The organism is Salmonella sp. SAL-020 (assembly GCF_017372215.1).
GTDB lineage: Bacteria > Pseudomonadota > Gammaproteobacteria > Enterobacterales > Enterobacteriaceae > Salmonella > Salmonella enterica.
The window spans coordinates 287,051-301,875 of the sequence record NZ_CP071690.1 but is presented as its reverse complement, the minus strand read 5'-3'; the positions used below and the strand labels follow the sequence as shown (position 1 = coordinate 301,875).

16 protein-coding genes are annotated in these 14,825 nt (G+C 55.5%); 10 read left to right on the top strand and 6 right to left on the bottom strand.

From position 1 onward, the window contains the following. Nucleotides 1–73 precede the first annotated feature (73 nt). The 3 genes from ftsX to ftsY are packed head-to-tail and all read right to left on the bottom strand — an operon-like array spanning nt 74 to nt 3,268. Complete coding sequence (ftsX, locus tag J1G48_RS01360) at nt 74–1,129, bottom strand: permease-like cell division protein FtsX (RefSeq protein ID WP_001081707.1); 1,056 nt, start codon at nt 1,127–1,129, stop codon at nt 74–76. After that, nucleotides 1,122–1,790, bottom strand: coding sequence for a cell division ATP-binding protein FtsE (ftsE, locus tag J1G48_RS01355; RefSeq protein ID WP_000617729.1), 669 nt, complete (start codon nt 1,788–1,790; stop codon nt 1,122–1,124). The genes ftsX and ftsE overlap by 8 nt, the downstream gene beginning before the upstream one ends. A gap of 2 nt (nt 1,791–1,792) precedes the next feature. Then, nucleotides 1,793–3,268, bottom strand: a complete 1,476-nt coding sequence (ftsY, locus tag J1G48_RS01350) for a signal recognition particle-docking protein FtsY (RefSeq protein WP_001118683.1) — start codon at nt 3,266–3,268, stop codon at nt 1,793–1,795. 125 nt (nt 3,269–3,393) lie between these two features. On the opposite strand from ftsY, the gene rsmD reads away from it, so the two are divergent. Continuing rightward, nucleotides 3,394–3,990, top strand: a complete 597-nt coding sequence (rsmD, locus tag J1G48_RS01345) for a 16S rRNA (guanine(966)-N(2))-methyltransferase (protein WP_000743277.1) — start codon at nt 3,394–3,396, stop codon at nt 3,988–3,990. Then, on the top strand, nt 3,980–4,249 hold the full coding sequence (locus J1G48_RS01340) for a DUF1145 family protein (RefSeq protein WP_000906759.1): 270 nt from the start codon (nt 3,980–3,982) through the stop codon (nt 4,247–4,249). The genes rsmD and J1G48_RS01340 overlap by 11 nt, the downstream gene beginning before the upstream one ends. Before the next feature lie 21 nt (nt 4,250–4,270). Here the strand turns inward: J1G48_RS01340 and J1G48_RS01335 are convergent, their stop codons facing one another. Continuing rightward, on the bottom strand, nt 4,271–4,642 hold the full coding sequence (locus tag J1G48_RS01335; RefSeq protein ID WP_000042852.1) for a DUF2500 domain-containing protein: 372 nt from the start codon (nt 4,640–4,642) through the stop codon (nt 4,271–4,273). 141 nt (nt 4,643–4,783) lie between these two features. Between J1G48_RS01335 and J1G48_RS01330 the strand changes: the two genes are divergently transcribed. The 3 genes from J1G48_RS01330 to J1G48_RS01320 all read left to right on the top strand — a co-directional run bounded on the left by J1G48_RS01330 (nt 4,784) and on the right by J1G48_RS01320 (nt 9,532). Continuing rightward, entirely contained in the window at nt 4,784–5,410 is a 627-nt protein-coding gene (locus tag J1G48_RS01330; protein ID WP_000964735.1) for a lysoplasmalogenase, read from the top strand. 80 nt (nt 5,411–5,490) lie between these two features. Beyond that, on the top strand, nt 5,491–7,689 hold the full coding sequence (gene zntA / locus J1G48_RS01325) for a Zn(II)/Cd(II)/Pb(II) translocating P-type ATPase ZntA (RefSeq protein WP_000106653.1): 2,199 nt from the start codon (nt 5,491–5,493) through the stop codon (nt 7,687–7,689). Nucleotides 7,690–7,888: 199 nt separating this feature from the next. After that, a complete protein-coding gene (locus J1G48_RS01320; RefSeq protein WP_000789678.1) occupies nt 7,889–9,532 on the top strand; it encodes a methyl-accepting chemotaxis citrate transducer in 1,644 nt (547 codons plus the stop codon). A 23-nt stretch (nt 9,533–9,555) separates the two neighbouring features. On the opposite strand, the gene tusA is transcribed toward J1G48_RS01320, so the two are convergent. Beyond that, nucleotides 9,556–9,801, bottom strand: a complete 246-nt coding sequence (tusA, locus tag J1G48_RS01315) for a sulfurtransferase TusA (RefSeq protein ID WP_001541054.1) — start codon at nt 9,799–9,801, stop codon at nt 9,556–9,558. Between the two features lie 169 nt (nt 9,802–9,970). Here tusA and J1G48_RS01310 point away from each other — a divergent pair, with 169 nt between their 5' ends. Both J1G48_RS01310 and J1G48_RS01305 read left to right on the top strand, forming a co-directional pair. Continuing rightward, nucleotides 9,971–10,636, top strand: coding sequence for a 7-cyano-7-deazaguanine/7-aminomethyl-7-deazaguanine transporter (locus tag J1G48_RS01310; RefSeq protein WP_001519906.1), 666 nt, complete (start codon nt 9,971–9,973; stop codon nt 10,634–10,636). A 72-nt stretch (nt 10,637–10,708) separates the two neighbouring features. After that, nucleotides 10,709–11,266, top strand: coding sequence for a DcrB family lipoprotein (locus J1G48_RS01305; RefSeq protein WP_001245277.1), 558 nt, complete (start codon nt 10,709–10,711; stop codon nt 11,264–11,266). A gap of 3 nt (nt 11,267–11,269) precedes the next feature. On the opposite strand, the gene J1G48_RS01300 is transcribed toward J1G48_RS01305, so the two are convergent. Then, nucleotides 11,270–12,529, bottom strand: coding sequence for an MFS transporter (locus tag J1G48_RS01300; RefSeq protein WP_001576500.1), 1,260 nt, complete (start codon nt 12,527–12,529; stop codon nt 11,270–11,272). A gap of 89 nt (nt 12,530–12,618) precedes the next feature. Between J1G48_RS01300 and J1G48_RS01295 the strand changes: the two genes are divergently transcribed. The 3 genes from J1G48_RS01295 (at nt 12,619) to nikR (ending at nt 14,791) form a co-directional block, all read left to right on the top strand. After that, nucleotides 12,619–13,668: an AI-2E family transporter gene (locus J1G48_RS01295; protein ID WP_000179593.1), complete on the top strand. Its 1,050-nt coding sequence runs from the start codon at nt 12,619–12,621 to the stop codon at nt 13,666–13,668. Nucleotides 13,669–13,719: 51 nt separating this feature from the next. Beyond that, nucleotides 13,720–14,298 (top strand): 4'-phosphopantetheinyl transferase AcpT, encoded by a 579-nt coding sequence (acpT, locus tag J1G48_RS01290; RefSeq protein ID WP_000284365.1) that lies wholly within the window; start codon nt 13,720–13,722, stop codon nt 14,296–14,298. A 91-nt stretch (nt 14,299–14,389) separates the two neighbouring features. Further along, nucleotides 14,390–14,791 carry a nickel-responsive transcriptional regulator NikR gene (gene nikR, locus J1G48_RS01285; protein WP_001190057.1) on the top strand — a complete coding sequence of 134 codons (402 nt, stop codon included), beginning with the start codon at nt 14,390–14,392 and terminating at the stop codon, nt 14,789–14,791. Nucleotides 14,792–14,825 lie beyond the last annotated feature (34 nt).

Here is a 14,825-nt window from a genome sequence, read left to right as displayed (position 1 = left end):
GGGGAAGAGACAACAGGGACTCTTTCCCTGCGAACGGAAGCCCATTGCAGGGAAAGATTATACCACGATTTTATCAATCGGGAGTAAAGTGACGTAAATGTTGCACCGTAGCCAGCCAGGCGGCGATCCAGCCAATCATGGAACAGACCAGCAGCAGCAACAGGCACTCATCGAACGATAAGCCATTGAGATCAAACTTCGTGCCGAAGACCTGCGCCACTTCAGTCACCGCCGATGATAAACGCATCACCAAAATTTCAGACAATATCAGTGAAAGAAACGCGCCGGAAAAACCGAGCAACGCGCCGCCGTAGAGGAACGGACGCAGGATAAAGCCATCGGTCGCGCCAATCAGCTTTTGCACGTTAATGGTGTCGCGACGGGCAAAAATGCTCAGGCGCACGCTGTTGCCGATAACGAGGAAGACCGCCGCGACCATCAGCACGCCGATCATCGCCGACACGCGGCCCACCAGCCCGGTGAGCGCCGCCAGGCGCGCAAACCAGCTATCATCCATGCGGACTTCGTCAATGCCGTTAATCTGCGAGATACGGTCGCGCAGCGTATTAAGCGAGGCGGTACTCTGGAAGTCCAGCTTGGGGATCACCACTGCCACCGCCGGTAGCGGGTTCTCTTCCAGCATGTCCAGCGCGCCGCCAAAACCCGACCAGTTGCGGAATTCTCCCAGCGCGTCCTCACGGGACAGGTAGTTGACCTTCTCAACGCCCTGCTCGGCCTGAAGCTGTCCAACAACCCGCGCCGCCGCGTCATCATCCAGCGTTTTTTGCAGATAAACGGTGATCTGCGGCGACGGATAATACTGAGTCGCCGCCTGGTTGACGTTCTTATAGACCATGTAACAGACGCTGGGCAGCGTCAGGGAGATGGCGATCACCATCACCGTCAGAAACGTCGCCAGCGGTTTGCTTTTCAGATCTTGCAGCGCGCCGTGCCAGGCATAGCGCACCTGTTCATTAAAGACATTCGTTTTACGTGAGTTCGGTTTCGGTGTCGGCTTCTGGCGTCCTGGCGCGTTGCGCCCGCCGCCTGTTCCGCCGCGAGACTTACGCAGTCGATCCAGCCGTCCGCCGAACTGCCTGATTTGGTTAATCGCGTCGCGCCTATTCATTGGCCAGGCCTCCATGCAGATGTCCATCGCTCAGGACGAGCTGCCTATAGGAACGACGGGAGATAAGTCCAATATCGTGCGTCGCCATCAGTACCGTCACCCCTACGCGGTTAAACTCTTCAAACAGACGTAAAATCCCTTCCGACAACGCGTCGTCCAGGTTCCCGGTCGGTTCATCCGCCAGCAATACCGCTGGCTTATTGACCACCGCGCGGGCGATGCCCACGCGCTGTTGTTCGCCTCCGGAGAGTTGAATCGGGAAGTTTCTCGCTTTGTCCAGTAGTCCAACCTTATCCAGCGCCGCCGACACACGACGACGGATATCATCGCCGCTGGCGCCGGCAATGATTAACGGTATCGCCACATTGTCATAGACCGTGCGATCCATCAGCAGATGGTGATCCTGGAAAATCATCCCAATCTGGCGGCGCAAAAACGGCACTTCGCGGTTTTTCAGGCGCGTAATATCATGCCCGCTGAAGAAGATTTTGCCGGCGCTGGGCCGCTCAATCCCACAGATTAGCTTCAGCAGGGTACTTTTCCCCGCGCCGGAGTGGCCGGTCAGAAACGCCATCTCGCCTGGCCGCATATGGAATGTCACTCCCTGCAGCGCTTGTCTCCCGCCGAGATAGGCCTTGCTGACATGTTCAAAGCGAATCATTGTTAATCCTCTCGGGCAAAAAGTGCCTCAATAAAATCGTCCGCCTTAAACGGACGCAAATCCTCGATACGTTCGCCCACGCCAATGTAACGGATAGGAATGCCAAACTGGTCAGCTACCGAGAAAATCACCCCGCCTTTCGCCGTACCGTCCAGCTTGGTCAGGGTAATACCGGTTAAGCCTACCGCTTCATGGAACAGTTTGGCCTGGCTTACCGCGTTCTGTCCGGTGCTGGCGTCAATGGTCAGCATAACTTCATGTGGCGCTTCTTCGTCCAGCTTTTTCATGACGCGAACGATTTTTTTCAGCTCTTCCATCAGGTGCGACTTGTTCTGCAGACGCCCTGCCGTATCGGCAATTAACACATCCACATTACGCGCCTTCGCGGCCTGGATAGCGTCAAAAATCACCGAGGCGGAGTCCGCGCCGGTATGCTGGGCGATAACCGGAATGTTGTTACGCTGTCCCCAGACCTGTAGCTGTTCGACCGCCGCCGCGCGGAAAGTATCCCCCGCCGCCAGCATCACTGATTTACCCTGCTGCTCAAACTGGCGCGCCAGTTTACCGATAGTAGTGGTTTTACCCACGCCGTTCACGCCAACCATCAGAATAACAAAAGGCGTTTTACCTTCAATATTAAGCGGTTCGTCTACCTTCGCCAGAATCTCGCCCATCTCGTCTTTCAACAGACCATACAGCGCCTCGGCATCTTTAAGCTGTTTGCGGCTGGCGCCTTCCGTCAGATTAGCGATAATCTTACGCGTGGTTTCCACCCCGACATCAGCGATGAGCAACTGCTCTTCCAGCTCCTCGAACAAATCATCGTCGATTTTCTTGCCGCGGAACAGACTGATAAATCCGGAACCGAGATTTTCTTTGGTTTTCAGCAGACTGCGTTTCAGGCGGGCAAAGAAACCTTCTTTAGTCGGTTTTTCCTGCTCCTGAACGATCGCTTCCACCGGCTCGTCTTCTTCCGCCGGCGGAACAACCATCACCGCCTCTTCCGCCGCCTGAGCGGCCAGCGCCTGCGCTTCCAGCTCTTCGTCGGTGAATTTCGCCGCGTTTTCGCCCTCTTCTTCTACCGCGGCAATGACCTCTACGGTTTCCGCTTCGGCCTGCCACTCTTCCGGCGAGATAGCCTCGTCTTTGACCTCTTCCGGCAGCGGCAATTCCTCGCGTTCCACCGCGATCTGCGGCGCTGCCATCTCAATGGCCGCCGCGGGCTCCGGCTCTACCGGCTGCGGTTTTTCGCTCTCCTGAACTTTCTCAGTAACGTCCACCACCTCTTCCGCAAAGGCTTCGGTTTCTGCTTTGCTGTGCGCGGGCGTTTGCGCGTCTACGTCTGCCGCCGTTTCAACAGGGGGCTCAACCGGTCGTTGTTCCTCAACAATCTGCTGTTCTTCGGTCTGTTCCTGCTTCTGCTCTTTATCACCGAAGCCCAACCAGGAAAAGAAGCCACGTTTTTTCTGTTTTGCCATCTGCGACTACACCCCTCGCGGCGCTATATACATGGAAGCTAAAAAAATGATGAAATAGTCTATCACTTAACTTAATTCACATCACCGCCTGGAATAACTTGCAACAGGCGGTTCGAGCAAGAGAAATGAAAAAACCGACTCACTCTGGCAGCGGCCAAATCCGCATTATTGGCGGGCAATGGCGTGGCCGTAAATTACCGGTTCCGGACAGCCCGGGTCTGCGTCCCACCACCGATCGCGTGCGCGAAACGTTATTTAACTGGCTGGCTCCGGTAATGGTAGACGCCCATTGTCTGGATTGCTTTGCCGGCAGCGGCGCGCTGGGTCTGGAAGCGCTATCACGTTATGCGGCCCAGGCAACGTTACTGGAAATGGATCGCGCCGTATCGCAGCAGTTGCAAAAAAATCTGGCGACGCTGAAAGCCAACAATGCTCGCGTCGTCAATACCAATACTCTGACCTTCCTCAGCCAGCCGGGGACGCCGCATCACGTCGTCTTTGTCGACCCGCCGTTTCGTAAAGGGCTGCTGGAAGAGACGTTACAATTGCTGGAAACCCAGGGATGGCTGGCCGACGACGCGCTAATCTACGTAGAAAGCGAGGTGGAAAACGGTCTGCCGCCCGTTCCGGCGAACTGGGCATTGTATCGAGAAAAGGTGGCCGGACAGGTCGCTTATCGTCTGTATCAGCGCGACGCGCAAGGAGAAAATGATGTTGATTAATCTGGGCCGCTTATTAATGCTCTTCGTGTGGGCATTTTTGATTCTTAATCTGGTGCATCCCTTCCCGCGCCCGCTCAATATCTTCGTCAACGTGGCGTTGGTGTTCATGGCGCTGATGCACGGTATGCAACTGGCGCTGCTGAAATCAACGATACCGAAAGAGGGTCCGCAGATGACGACGGGAGAGAAAATCCGCATTTTCCTGTTCGGCGTGTTTGAGCTGCTGGTCTGGCAGAAGAAGTTTAAGAACAAAAAATAATGTTTGCTGCCGGATGACGGTTTATTCGTTATCCGGGGTACGGCTAACAAACCCGACGAACCGCGTTCCCTTATAGCTCAGCGTACCTTGATCGCCCACCGTCAAAGCGTGGTACTGCTGCGCTTGTAAACGGAACGTTTTTTCGAGACCGCCATTGAGCGGCTTAAAACTGGCCTCATAGCGCATACTGGTTCCCGCCGGGCTCACTTCCTGCTGGCGAGAGCGTCGGTCGTTAACCGGCTTCTCCCGTTTACTGCTGACCACGACCAGCTTTTGCTGTAACGGCGCCGCCTCATTAGCGGCTTTTTCCCGCCGTTGCTGAACGAAGCGGAACGACGCGGCAACTACGATTAATGCGATGATTATAATGAAGAAAAGCGGTGGCTTACTCATACTGTTAACCTGTCAGAAAATGCGGAAATAAGCATACCCTGCCCGTTATAGTGTTGTCATCTGACCGTCACGGCCTCTACACTGAATAATAGAGCCGCAAGCATACCGTTTGCGAAAAAATAACGAATTCAAGGAATTAAGATGCTTTGGTCGTTTATCGCTGTCTGCCTGTCCGCATGGCTGTATGTGGACGCCTCCTATCGCGGGCCAGCCTGGCAACGCTGGGTTTTTAAGCCCGTCACGTTATTACTATTGCTGTTACTGGCCTGGCAAGCGCCGATGTTTGACGCCATCAGTTATCTTGTGTTGGCCGGACTGTGCGCCTCGCTGGTCGGCGATGCGTTAACGCTCTTACCGCGTCAACGCCTGCTGTACGCCGTCGGGGCATTTTTCTTATCGCATCTGCTCTACACCATTTACTTTGCCAGCCAAATGACGTTGTCGTTCTTCTGGCCGCTGCCGCTGGCGTTACTGATAGTCGGCGCGTTGCTTATCGCCGTTATCTGGACGCGACTGGAGGAGCTACGCTGGCCGGTATGTACTTTTATCGCCATGACGCTGGTCATGGTCTGGCTGGCGGGCGAACTGTGGTTCTTCCGCCCAACGGCGCCAGCCCTTTCGGCCTTTACCGGCGCGACGCTGCTGTTCATCGGCAATATCGTCTGGCTGGGTAGCCATTACCGCCGCCGTTTCCGGGCGGATAACGCGATTGCCGCCGCCTGCTACTTTGCAGGACACTTCCTGATTGTTCGCTCGCTGTACCTGTAAATAATAGCGCTTGACTCTGGAGTCGACTCCAGAGTGTATCCTCCGGTTAATGAGAAAATTATCATCAACCGGAGGACGTTATGTCGACCCCTGATACCGATGGCAAAAAAGTCCCGCCCTTTACCTCCTTCAGATTAGCCCCGGCAATACAGAAGGCCGATAGCTGCTGCTGCGAAGAACATTGCGCGTCCAGCGCGCCTGTTTCTACTGCCGTGGCAGGCACGCGCTATACCTGGAAAATCTCCGGCATGGACTGCGCCGCCTGCGCCCGAAAAGTGGAGAATGCGGTCCGCCAAATTCGCGGCGTCAACCAGGCGCAAGTGCTGTTCGCCACCGAAAAGTTAGTGGTCGATGCCGACGCCGACCTCCGCGCGCAAATTGAACGCGCCGTACAGAAGGCGGGTTATACCTTGCGTAGCGAAGATTCGCGCGACGCCGCGCCTGAATCTCGTCTTAAAGAGAACCTGCCGCTTATTACGCTGATCATTATGATGGCGATAAGCTGGGGGCTGGAGCAATTTAACCACCCGTTCGGCCAACTGGCCTTTATCGTCACCACTCTGGTCGGTCTGTATCCTATTGCCCGCCAGGCGCTGCGGCTGATGAAAAGCGGCAGTTGGTTCGCTATTGAAACGCTGATGAGCGTCGCCGCCATTGGCGCGCTGTTTATAGGCGCGACGGCGGAGGCAGCAATGGTATTGCTGCTGTTCCTCATCGGCGAGCGCCTGGAAGGATGGGCCGCCAGCCGCGCCCGTAAAGGCGTCAGCGCGTTAATGGCGCTTAAACCGGAAACGGCGACCCGTCTGCGCGACGGCGTACGGGAAGAGGTCGCGATTAATACCCTGCGACCGGGCGATATTATCGAAGTCGCCGCCGGGGGGCGTTTACCCGCCGACGGTAAACTGGTTTCCGGTTTCGCCAGCTTTGATGAAAGCGCGCTCACCGGCGAGTCTATCCCGGTGGAGCGCGCAACGGGCGACAAAGTCCCGGCAGGCGCGACCAGCGTTGACCGTCTCGTCACCCTGGAGGTGTTATCTGAACCTGGCGCCAGCGCGATTGACCGTATCCTGACGCTGATTGAAGAGGCGGAAGAGCGCCGTGCGCCTATTGAGCGGTTTATTGACCGTTTCAGCCGCATCTATACGCCAGTCATTATGGTCATCGCGCTGCTGGTGACGCTTATTCCGCCGCTGATGTTCGATGGCGGCTGGCAGGAGTGGATTTATAAAGGGCTGACGCTGCTATTAATCGGTTGCCCGTGCGCGCTGGTGATCTCCACGCCCGCGGCCATTACCTCCGGGCTGGCGGCGGCGGCACGGCGCGGCGCATTGATTAAAGGCGGCGCAGCGCTGGAGCAACTGGGCCGTATCACGCAGGTCGCCTTTGATAAAACCGGTACGTTGACCATTGGTAAACCACGGGTGACGGCGATTCATCCGGCAAGCGGTATCAGCGAGGCTGAACTGTTGGCGCTGGCGGCAGCCGTAGAACAAGGCGCTACGCACCCGCTGGCACAGGCTATTATCCGCGAAGCGCAGACACGCGATCTGGCGATCCCGACGGCGGAATCGCAGCGAACGCTGGCCGGCACCGGAATTGAAGCGCAGGTTAACGGCGAACGTATTCTGATTTGCGCGGCGGGGAAACAGCCTGCGGCGGCGTTTGCCGGGCAAATTAGCGAACTGGAAAACGCCGGGCAGACGGTGGTTCTGGTGCTGCGTAACGAGACCGTACTTGGCGTCCTCGCCCTCCAGGATACATTGCGTGACGATGCGCGCGACGCCATCCGCGACCTGCATCAGTTAGGCGTTAACGGCGTGATTCTGACCGGCGATAACCCACGGGCGGCGGCAGCGATTGCCGGCGAGCTGGATCTGGCGTTTAAAGCCGGGCTACTGCCGGAAGACAAGGTGCGGGCAGTCACCGCCCTTAACCAACAAGCGCCGCTGGCGATGGTGGGCGACGGCATTAACGATGCGCCCGCGATGAAAGCCGCCAGTATCGGAATTGCGATGGGCAGCGGTACTGACGTCGCGCTGGAAACGGCTGACGCCGCCCTTACTCATAACCGTCTGCGCGGGTTAGCGCAGATGATTACGCTGGCGCGCGCTACCCACGCGAATATCCGGCAGAACATCACCATTGCGCTGGGGCTGAAAGCCATTTTCCTGGTGACGACGCTACTTGGTTTTACCGGGCTATGGCTGGCAATCCTGGCGGATACGGGAGCCACGGTATTGGTGACCGCCAACGCGCTACGTTTGCTGCGTAAAAACTAATCTTCTCCCGCCCGGCGGCGTCGTGTCGCCGGGTTATCCCGCGGTATTCCTTTCTTTGTACATATTATTCACGCGAAAATTATTTATTTTCTATTACTTATCAAACCATTAATCAGAAATAGCGTGATTTGATGTAAGGTTAATTTTTATCCAACCGATATTGATCATACCGTCTACAAAATAAGGAATGTTAGGCACTATGAAAAATATCAAAGTCATCACCGGCGTTATCGCGACGCTGGGCATATTTAGCGCCTTATTGCTGGTGACAGGAATACTGTTTTATTCCGCCGTCAGCAGCGATCGGCTGAATTTCCAGAATGCGAGCGCACTGAGTTACCAACAACAGGAACTGGGCGGCAGTTTTCAGACATTGATCGAAACCCGCGTTACCATTAACCGCGTGGCGATACGCATGTTAAAAAATCAGCGCGATCCCGCCTCGCTGGACGCCATGAACACGCTGTTAACCAATGCTGGCGCGTCGCTCAACGAAGCGGAAAAACATTTCAACAACTACGTGAACTCCGAAGCGATCGCGGGCAAAGATCCGGCGTTGGATGCCCAGGCCGAAGCCAGCTTTAAGCAGATGTATGACGTTTTGCAGCAGTCTATCCACTATCTTAAAGCCGATAATTACGCCGCCTATGGCAACCTTGACGCGCAAAAAGCGCAGGATGACATGGAGCAGGTATATGACCAGTGGCTCTCTCAAAATGCGCAATTAATAAAATTAGCCAGCGATCAGAATCAGAGCAGCTTTACCCAGATGCAATGGACGCTGGGGATAATTCTACTTATCGTACTCATCGTGCTGGCGTTTATCTGGCTGGGGCTGCAACGCGTTCTACTCCGCCCGCTGCAACGGATTATGGCGCACATTCAAACGATCGCCGACGGCGATCTTACCCATGAGATAGAGGCCGAAGGACGCAGTGAAATGGGCCAACTGGCCGCCGGTCTTAAAACGATGCAGCAGTCGTTAATCCGTACCGTCAGCGCGGTGCGCGATAACGCGGACTCTATCTATACTGGCGCAGGCGAAATTTCCGCCGGCAGCAGCGACCTCTCTTCCCGTACCGAACAACAGGCCTCGGCGCTGGAGGAGACCGCCGCCAGCATGGAACAGTTAACCGCCACGGTACGGCAAAACACCGATAACGCACGCCAGGCGACGGGTCTGGCGAAAACCGCATCAGAAACCGCGCGTAAAGGAGGACGCGTGGTGGATAACGTAGTGAACACCATGAACGATATCGCCGAAAGCTCGGAAAAAATCGTGGACATCACCAGCGTGATTGACGGTATCGCCTTCCAGACTAATATCCTGGCGCTGAACGCCGCGGTAGAAGCCGCCCGCGCCGGCGAACAGGGGCGAGGATTCGCGGTCGTGGCCGGAGAGGTACGCACGTTGGCCAGCCGTAGCGCGCAGGCCGCCAAAGAGATCAAAGTACTGATTGAAAACTCCGTGTCGCGCATTGATACCGGCTCTACGCAGGTACGCGAAGCGGGAGAAACCATGAAAGAGATCGTTAACGCCGTGACCCGCGTGACCGATATTATGGGCGAAATCGCCTCTGCCTCCGATGAGCAAAGCAAAGGCATTGAGCAGGTGGCGCAGGCGGTATCGGAAATGGACAGCGTGACGCAGCAAAACGCCTCGCTGGTAGAGGAATCCGCAGCAGCAGCGGCGGCGCTGGAAGATCAGGCTAACGAACTTCGTCAGGCGGTCGCCGCGTTCCGCATCCAGAAACAACCTCGTCGGGAGGCGTCGCCGACGCCGTTAAGCAAAGGCTTAACGCCACAGCCCGCCGCAGAACAGGCGAACTGGGAAAGCTTCTAATCAGAATGCTATCTGCCGTGCGGTTAATGCGCTTTACGCAATAAATAGCGGTACGGCAGACCCTCCGTCTCTTGCGCCAGCAAATCGTGTTCCATAAAGGTACAGAACCCCGGAATATCACGCGTCGTCGCCGGATCGTCGGCGATAATCAGCAATGTTTCGCCAGTTTGCATGTTGCGCACCGTTTTGCGCACCATCATTACTGGTTCAGGGCAACGCAGCCCCAGGGCGTCAAGCGTATGGTCAGGGGAGGAAAACAGATCGCTCATCTTCGTCTCAATGGTAGAAAAACGGCGATATTTTACGCCCATCTTCGTCAGTAAGCCAGGCAGGTTAACGATTGCGTGAAAATTAGCCATTGCAATGCCAGCGCAAAACAGTATTATGCGGCGGTTCTTTATTGGGTTCCCTCACCCCATCCAACAAAAAGGTCACAATATGACTCCGTTTACACAATCACAGCGCGTAAAAGCGTTGTTCTGGCTATCGCTATTCCATTTACTGGTGATCATTTCCAGTAACTATCTGGTGCAGCTCCCCATCACTATTTTTGGTTTCCACACGACCTGGGGCGCGTTTAGTTTTCCTTTTATTTTTCTTGCCACCGATCTTACCGTGCGTATTTTTGGCGCACCGCTGGCGCGCCGCATTATCTTCGCCGTCATGATCCCTGCGCTGCTGGTGTCGTATGTGGTGTCATCGCTGTTCTATATGGGCGCCTGGCAAGGTTTCGCCGCGTTGGCGAACTTTAATCTGTTTGTCGCCCGTATCGCCGCCGCCAGCTTTATGGCCTACGCGCTGGGACAGATCCTTGATGTCCATGTGTTTAACCGCCTGCGCCAAAATCGTCGCTGGTGGCTGGCGCCGACCGCTTCAACGCTGTTTGGCAATATCAGCGATACCCTTGCCTTTTTCTTCATTGCGTTCTGGCGAAGCCCCGATGCCTTTATGGCCGAACACTGGATGGAAATTGCGCTGGTGGATTATTGCTTTAAGGTGCTCATCAGCATTATTTTCTTCCTGCCGATGTACGGCGTTCTACTGAATATGTTGCTGAAAAAGCTGGCAGATAAATCTGAAATTTCCCCATTACCGGCAAGTTAAAGGTTCGTTTTCCGAGTTGTGATAAGATGAGCGAATGAGCCGTTATGGCCGTTTATCGAAAGGAAGAAGTCAATGCGCAATTTGGTTAAATATGCCGGTATTGGCCTGCTGGTTATGGGGCTTGCGGCCTGTGATAACAACGATACAAAAGCGTCGGCAGAAAGCGCCGCCGCAGAAAGCCAGGCCTCCGGCCAGCCCATCAGCCTGATGGATGGCAAACTCAGTTTCTCGCTGCCGGCGGATATGACCGATCAAAGCGGTAAGCTGGGCACCCAGGCGAATAATATGCACGTTTATTCTGACCCGACGGGCCAGAAAGCGGTGATTGTTATCGTCGGCGATAATACCGATGAAGCGTTGCCGGTGCTGGCAAACCGCCTGCTTGAGCAACAGCGTAGCCGCGACCCGCAGCTTCAGGTGGTCACCAATAAGTCTATTGAGCTCAAAGGCCATACGTTGCAACAACTGGACAGCATTATCTCCGCGAAGGGCCAGACGGCGTATTCTTCCATCGTGCTGGGCAAAGTGGATAACCAATTGCTGACGATTCAGGTCACGCTGCCTGCGGACAATCAGCAAAAAGCGCAAACCACGGCTGAAAACATCATCAATACGTTGGTTATTAAGTAACCTTTACGACGATGATGCGGCCTCCGGCAGTGCAGACGGAGGCCGTTTTTTTAAGCGCCAGGTCAGCAATAGCGCCATCGCTACCAGCCCGGCCGCCGCCAGATAAATCACCGGCACGCCCGCCCAGGTCATCACCAGCCCCGCCAGCGGCCCGGTAACCCCCAAAGACATATCCATAAAGACGGTATAGGTCGCCAGCGCCGCGCCCTGGTTCTGCGGCGGCACGGCTTTGACGGCCACCACGCCCAGCGCCGGAAAGACCAGCGAAAACCCCATCCCCGTGAGTAAAACGCCGATTTTTGCCATCCACGGCATGGCTGCCGTCCCCACCAGTAACAGACCAATAATCTCCACGCCAAAGCAGATCATGGCGACATTCAACCCGCCTAAACGATTGATGCCGTTAGGGAACAGCAAACGCGTGCCGACAAACGCGACGCTAAATAACGTAAGCGCAAAGGCGGCGCCATCCCAACCTTTAGCATCATAAAATAAGGTAATAAACGTCGCGATGACGCCAAACCCTGCCGAGGCCAGCGCCAACGCCATACCATACAGCCAGACACGCCCCAGCACCGCGCGAAACGGCAGCGGCTTGCCTTTGTTCGCCTTCACCGACGGACGTGGAAGGGCTAACAGTACCGCCAACAGCGCCACGCCCATCACCGTTAGCGCCAGTCCCTGTAACCCGCCCCAGGCATAACACAGCACGCCCAGCGGCGCGCCCATCGCCATTGCGCCGTAGGTGACGATACCGTTCCAGGAGATGACCCGACCAATATGCAACGACCCGACGACGCCGACGCCCCATAGTGTCGAACCGGTGCCGGCAAAACTTTGCCCAATCCCCAAAATCACGCGACCCAGCCCCAGTAGCAACAAACTGATCATCGGCCAGGCGCTGGCGATATCCGCCAGCAGGTAGCCGAGTCCGCTTAAAAAACAGCCGCATAAGCCAAAGACAACGATTTTTTTCGGCCCTAATACATCCGCATACCGCCCGGCATGGGGACGGCTTAACAGAGTGGCGAAGTATTGCAGGCTGATAATAAGCCCCGCCCAGAACGCGCTGAATCCCATCGCATCATGCACATAGCCGGGCAAGACGGCGAGCGGCAGGCCGATGGTCAGGTAGCTGGCAAAGTTAAACATCACAATGGAGACAATACGCAGATTGAGGCGCAATCCGTTTAGCGCCGGTTCAGCGACGGGTTCGGGCATGAGTATCACCGCATTTTTACAACATGTTTTCTTTTCTATCATGGCGCGCGGTGAAAATCAGTAGTGAGATTCAGATTATCGGTATCAGGGCAGCCGCTACACTTAGAAAAAAACACAACAAGGAAAACTTCATGGCAACCGCTCAACCCGACAAAACGGGTATGCATATTCTGCTGAAACTGGCCTCCCTGGTTATTATTCTCGCCGGGATTCATGCCGCGGCGGGTATTATTGTACAACTCTTGCTGGCGCTCTTTTTCGCCATCGTTCTTAACCCATTAGTGACCTGGTTTATTCGTCGGGGCGTGAAGCGACCGCTGGCGATTACTATCGTGGTGGTTGTCATGCTGATCGTGCTTACCGCGCTGGTGGGTGTGCTTGCCGCATCGCTTAATGAATTTATCGCTATGCTGCCTAAATACAGCAAGGAGCTGACGCGTAAGGTCTTACACCTTCAGGAGTTAATGCCCTTCCTGAATTTACATATGTCGCCGGAACGTATGCTCCGCGGGATGGATTCCGATAAAATCATGCTCTTCACCACAACATTAATGACCGGCGTATCGGGCGCGATGGCAAGCATTGTGCTGCTGGTAATGACCGTGGTTTTTATGCTGTTTGAGGTGCGTCACGTGCCTTATAAATTACGTTTCGCGCTAAACAATCCACAAATTCATATTGCCGGCCTGCACCGCGCCCTGAAAGGCGTCTCGCATTATCTGGCGCTGAAAACGCTGCTCAGTCTATGGACGGGCGCGATTATCTGGCTGGGGCTGGCGTTAATGGATATTCAGTTTGCGCTAATGTGGGGCGTACTGGCCTTTTTGCTCAATTACGTTCCTAATATCGGCTCGGTGATTTCCGCCGTTCCCCCCATGATTCAGGCGCTGTTATTTAACGGTTTTTACGAGTGCGTACTGGTCGGCGCGCTCTTTTTGCTGGTCCATATGGTGATTGGCAACATTATGGAGCCACGCATGATGGGCCATCGTCTGGGAATGTCCACGCTGGTGGTATTTCTTTCGTTATTGGTCTGGGGATGGCTATTAGGCCCGGTCGGGATGCTCTTGTCCGTTCCTTTGACCAGCGTCTGCAAAATATGGATGGAAACCACTAAAGGCGGCAGCAAACTGGCGATCTTACTGGGGCCAGGCCGACCGAAAAGCCGTTTACCGGGATGAGGCGACAGATGCTACAATCTCCTCTTCTTCATAGGCAACGTTGGTCCTGATATGTACCAGATCGTTCTGGGAAAAGTATCAACATTAAGCGCAGGTCAATTGCCCGACGCGTTAATCGCTCAGGCGCCGCAGGGCGTTCGCCGGGCAAGCTGGCTGGCCGGGCGCGTGCTGCTTTCCCGTGCGCTCTCGCCGCTACCGGAGATGGTGTATGGCGAACAGGGTAAACCGGCTTTTTCCGCCGGAACGCCGCTGTGGTTTAACCTCAGCCATAGCGGCGACACTATTGCTCTGTTGCTTAGCGACGAAGGTGAAGTCGGCTGCGATATTGAAGTGATCCGCCCGCGCGATAACTGGCGTTCGCTGGCAAATGCGGTATTCAGCCTCGGCGAACATGCTGAAATGGAAGCGGAACGTCCGGAGCAACAACTGGCGGCATTCTGGCGTATCTGGACGCGTAAAGAAGCCATCGTAAAACAACGCGGCGGCAGCGCCTGGCAAATCGTCAGCGTGGACAGCACGTTGCCCTCTGCCTTGTCGGTCAGCCAGTGTCAGCTCGATACGCTCAGTCTGGCAGTCTGTACCCCCACACCGTTTACGCTGACGCCGCAGACGATAACGAAAGCGCTATGACACATTAATTTTTCCCTCTGGCGGCGGACGTGTGTTACAAAATGCGGAGCTTCCCATGCGCCGACGCGCCATACCAAAAGGTTTAAGTCAGATGCAACGTGTCACCATCACCCTCGATGACGATTTACTGGAAACGCTGGACAGCCTGAGCCAGCGACGCGGCTATAACAATCGCTCCGAAGCGATCCGTGATATTCTGCGCGGCGCTCTGGCGCAGGAGGCCACTCAGGAACACGGCACACAGGGTTTCGCGGTACTTTCATATGTTTATGAACATGAGAAACGGGATTTAGCCAGCCGCATCGTCTCCACCCAGCATCATCATCATGATTTATCCGTCGCCACGCTGCACGTCCATATCAACCACGATGACTGTCTGGAGATCGCCGTTCTGAAGGGCGATATGGGCGACGTACAGCATTTTGCCGATGATGTTATCGCCCAGCGCGGCGTGCGCCACGGCCACTTGCAGTGTTTGCCGAAAGAAGACTAACGCCGGGGGCGCTTCGCTTGCCCGGCCTACGTTC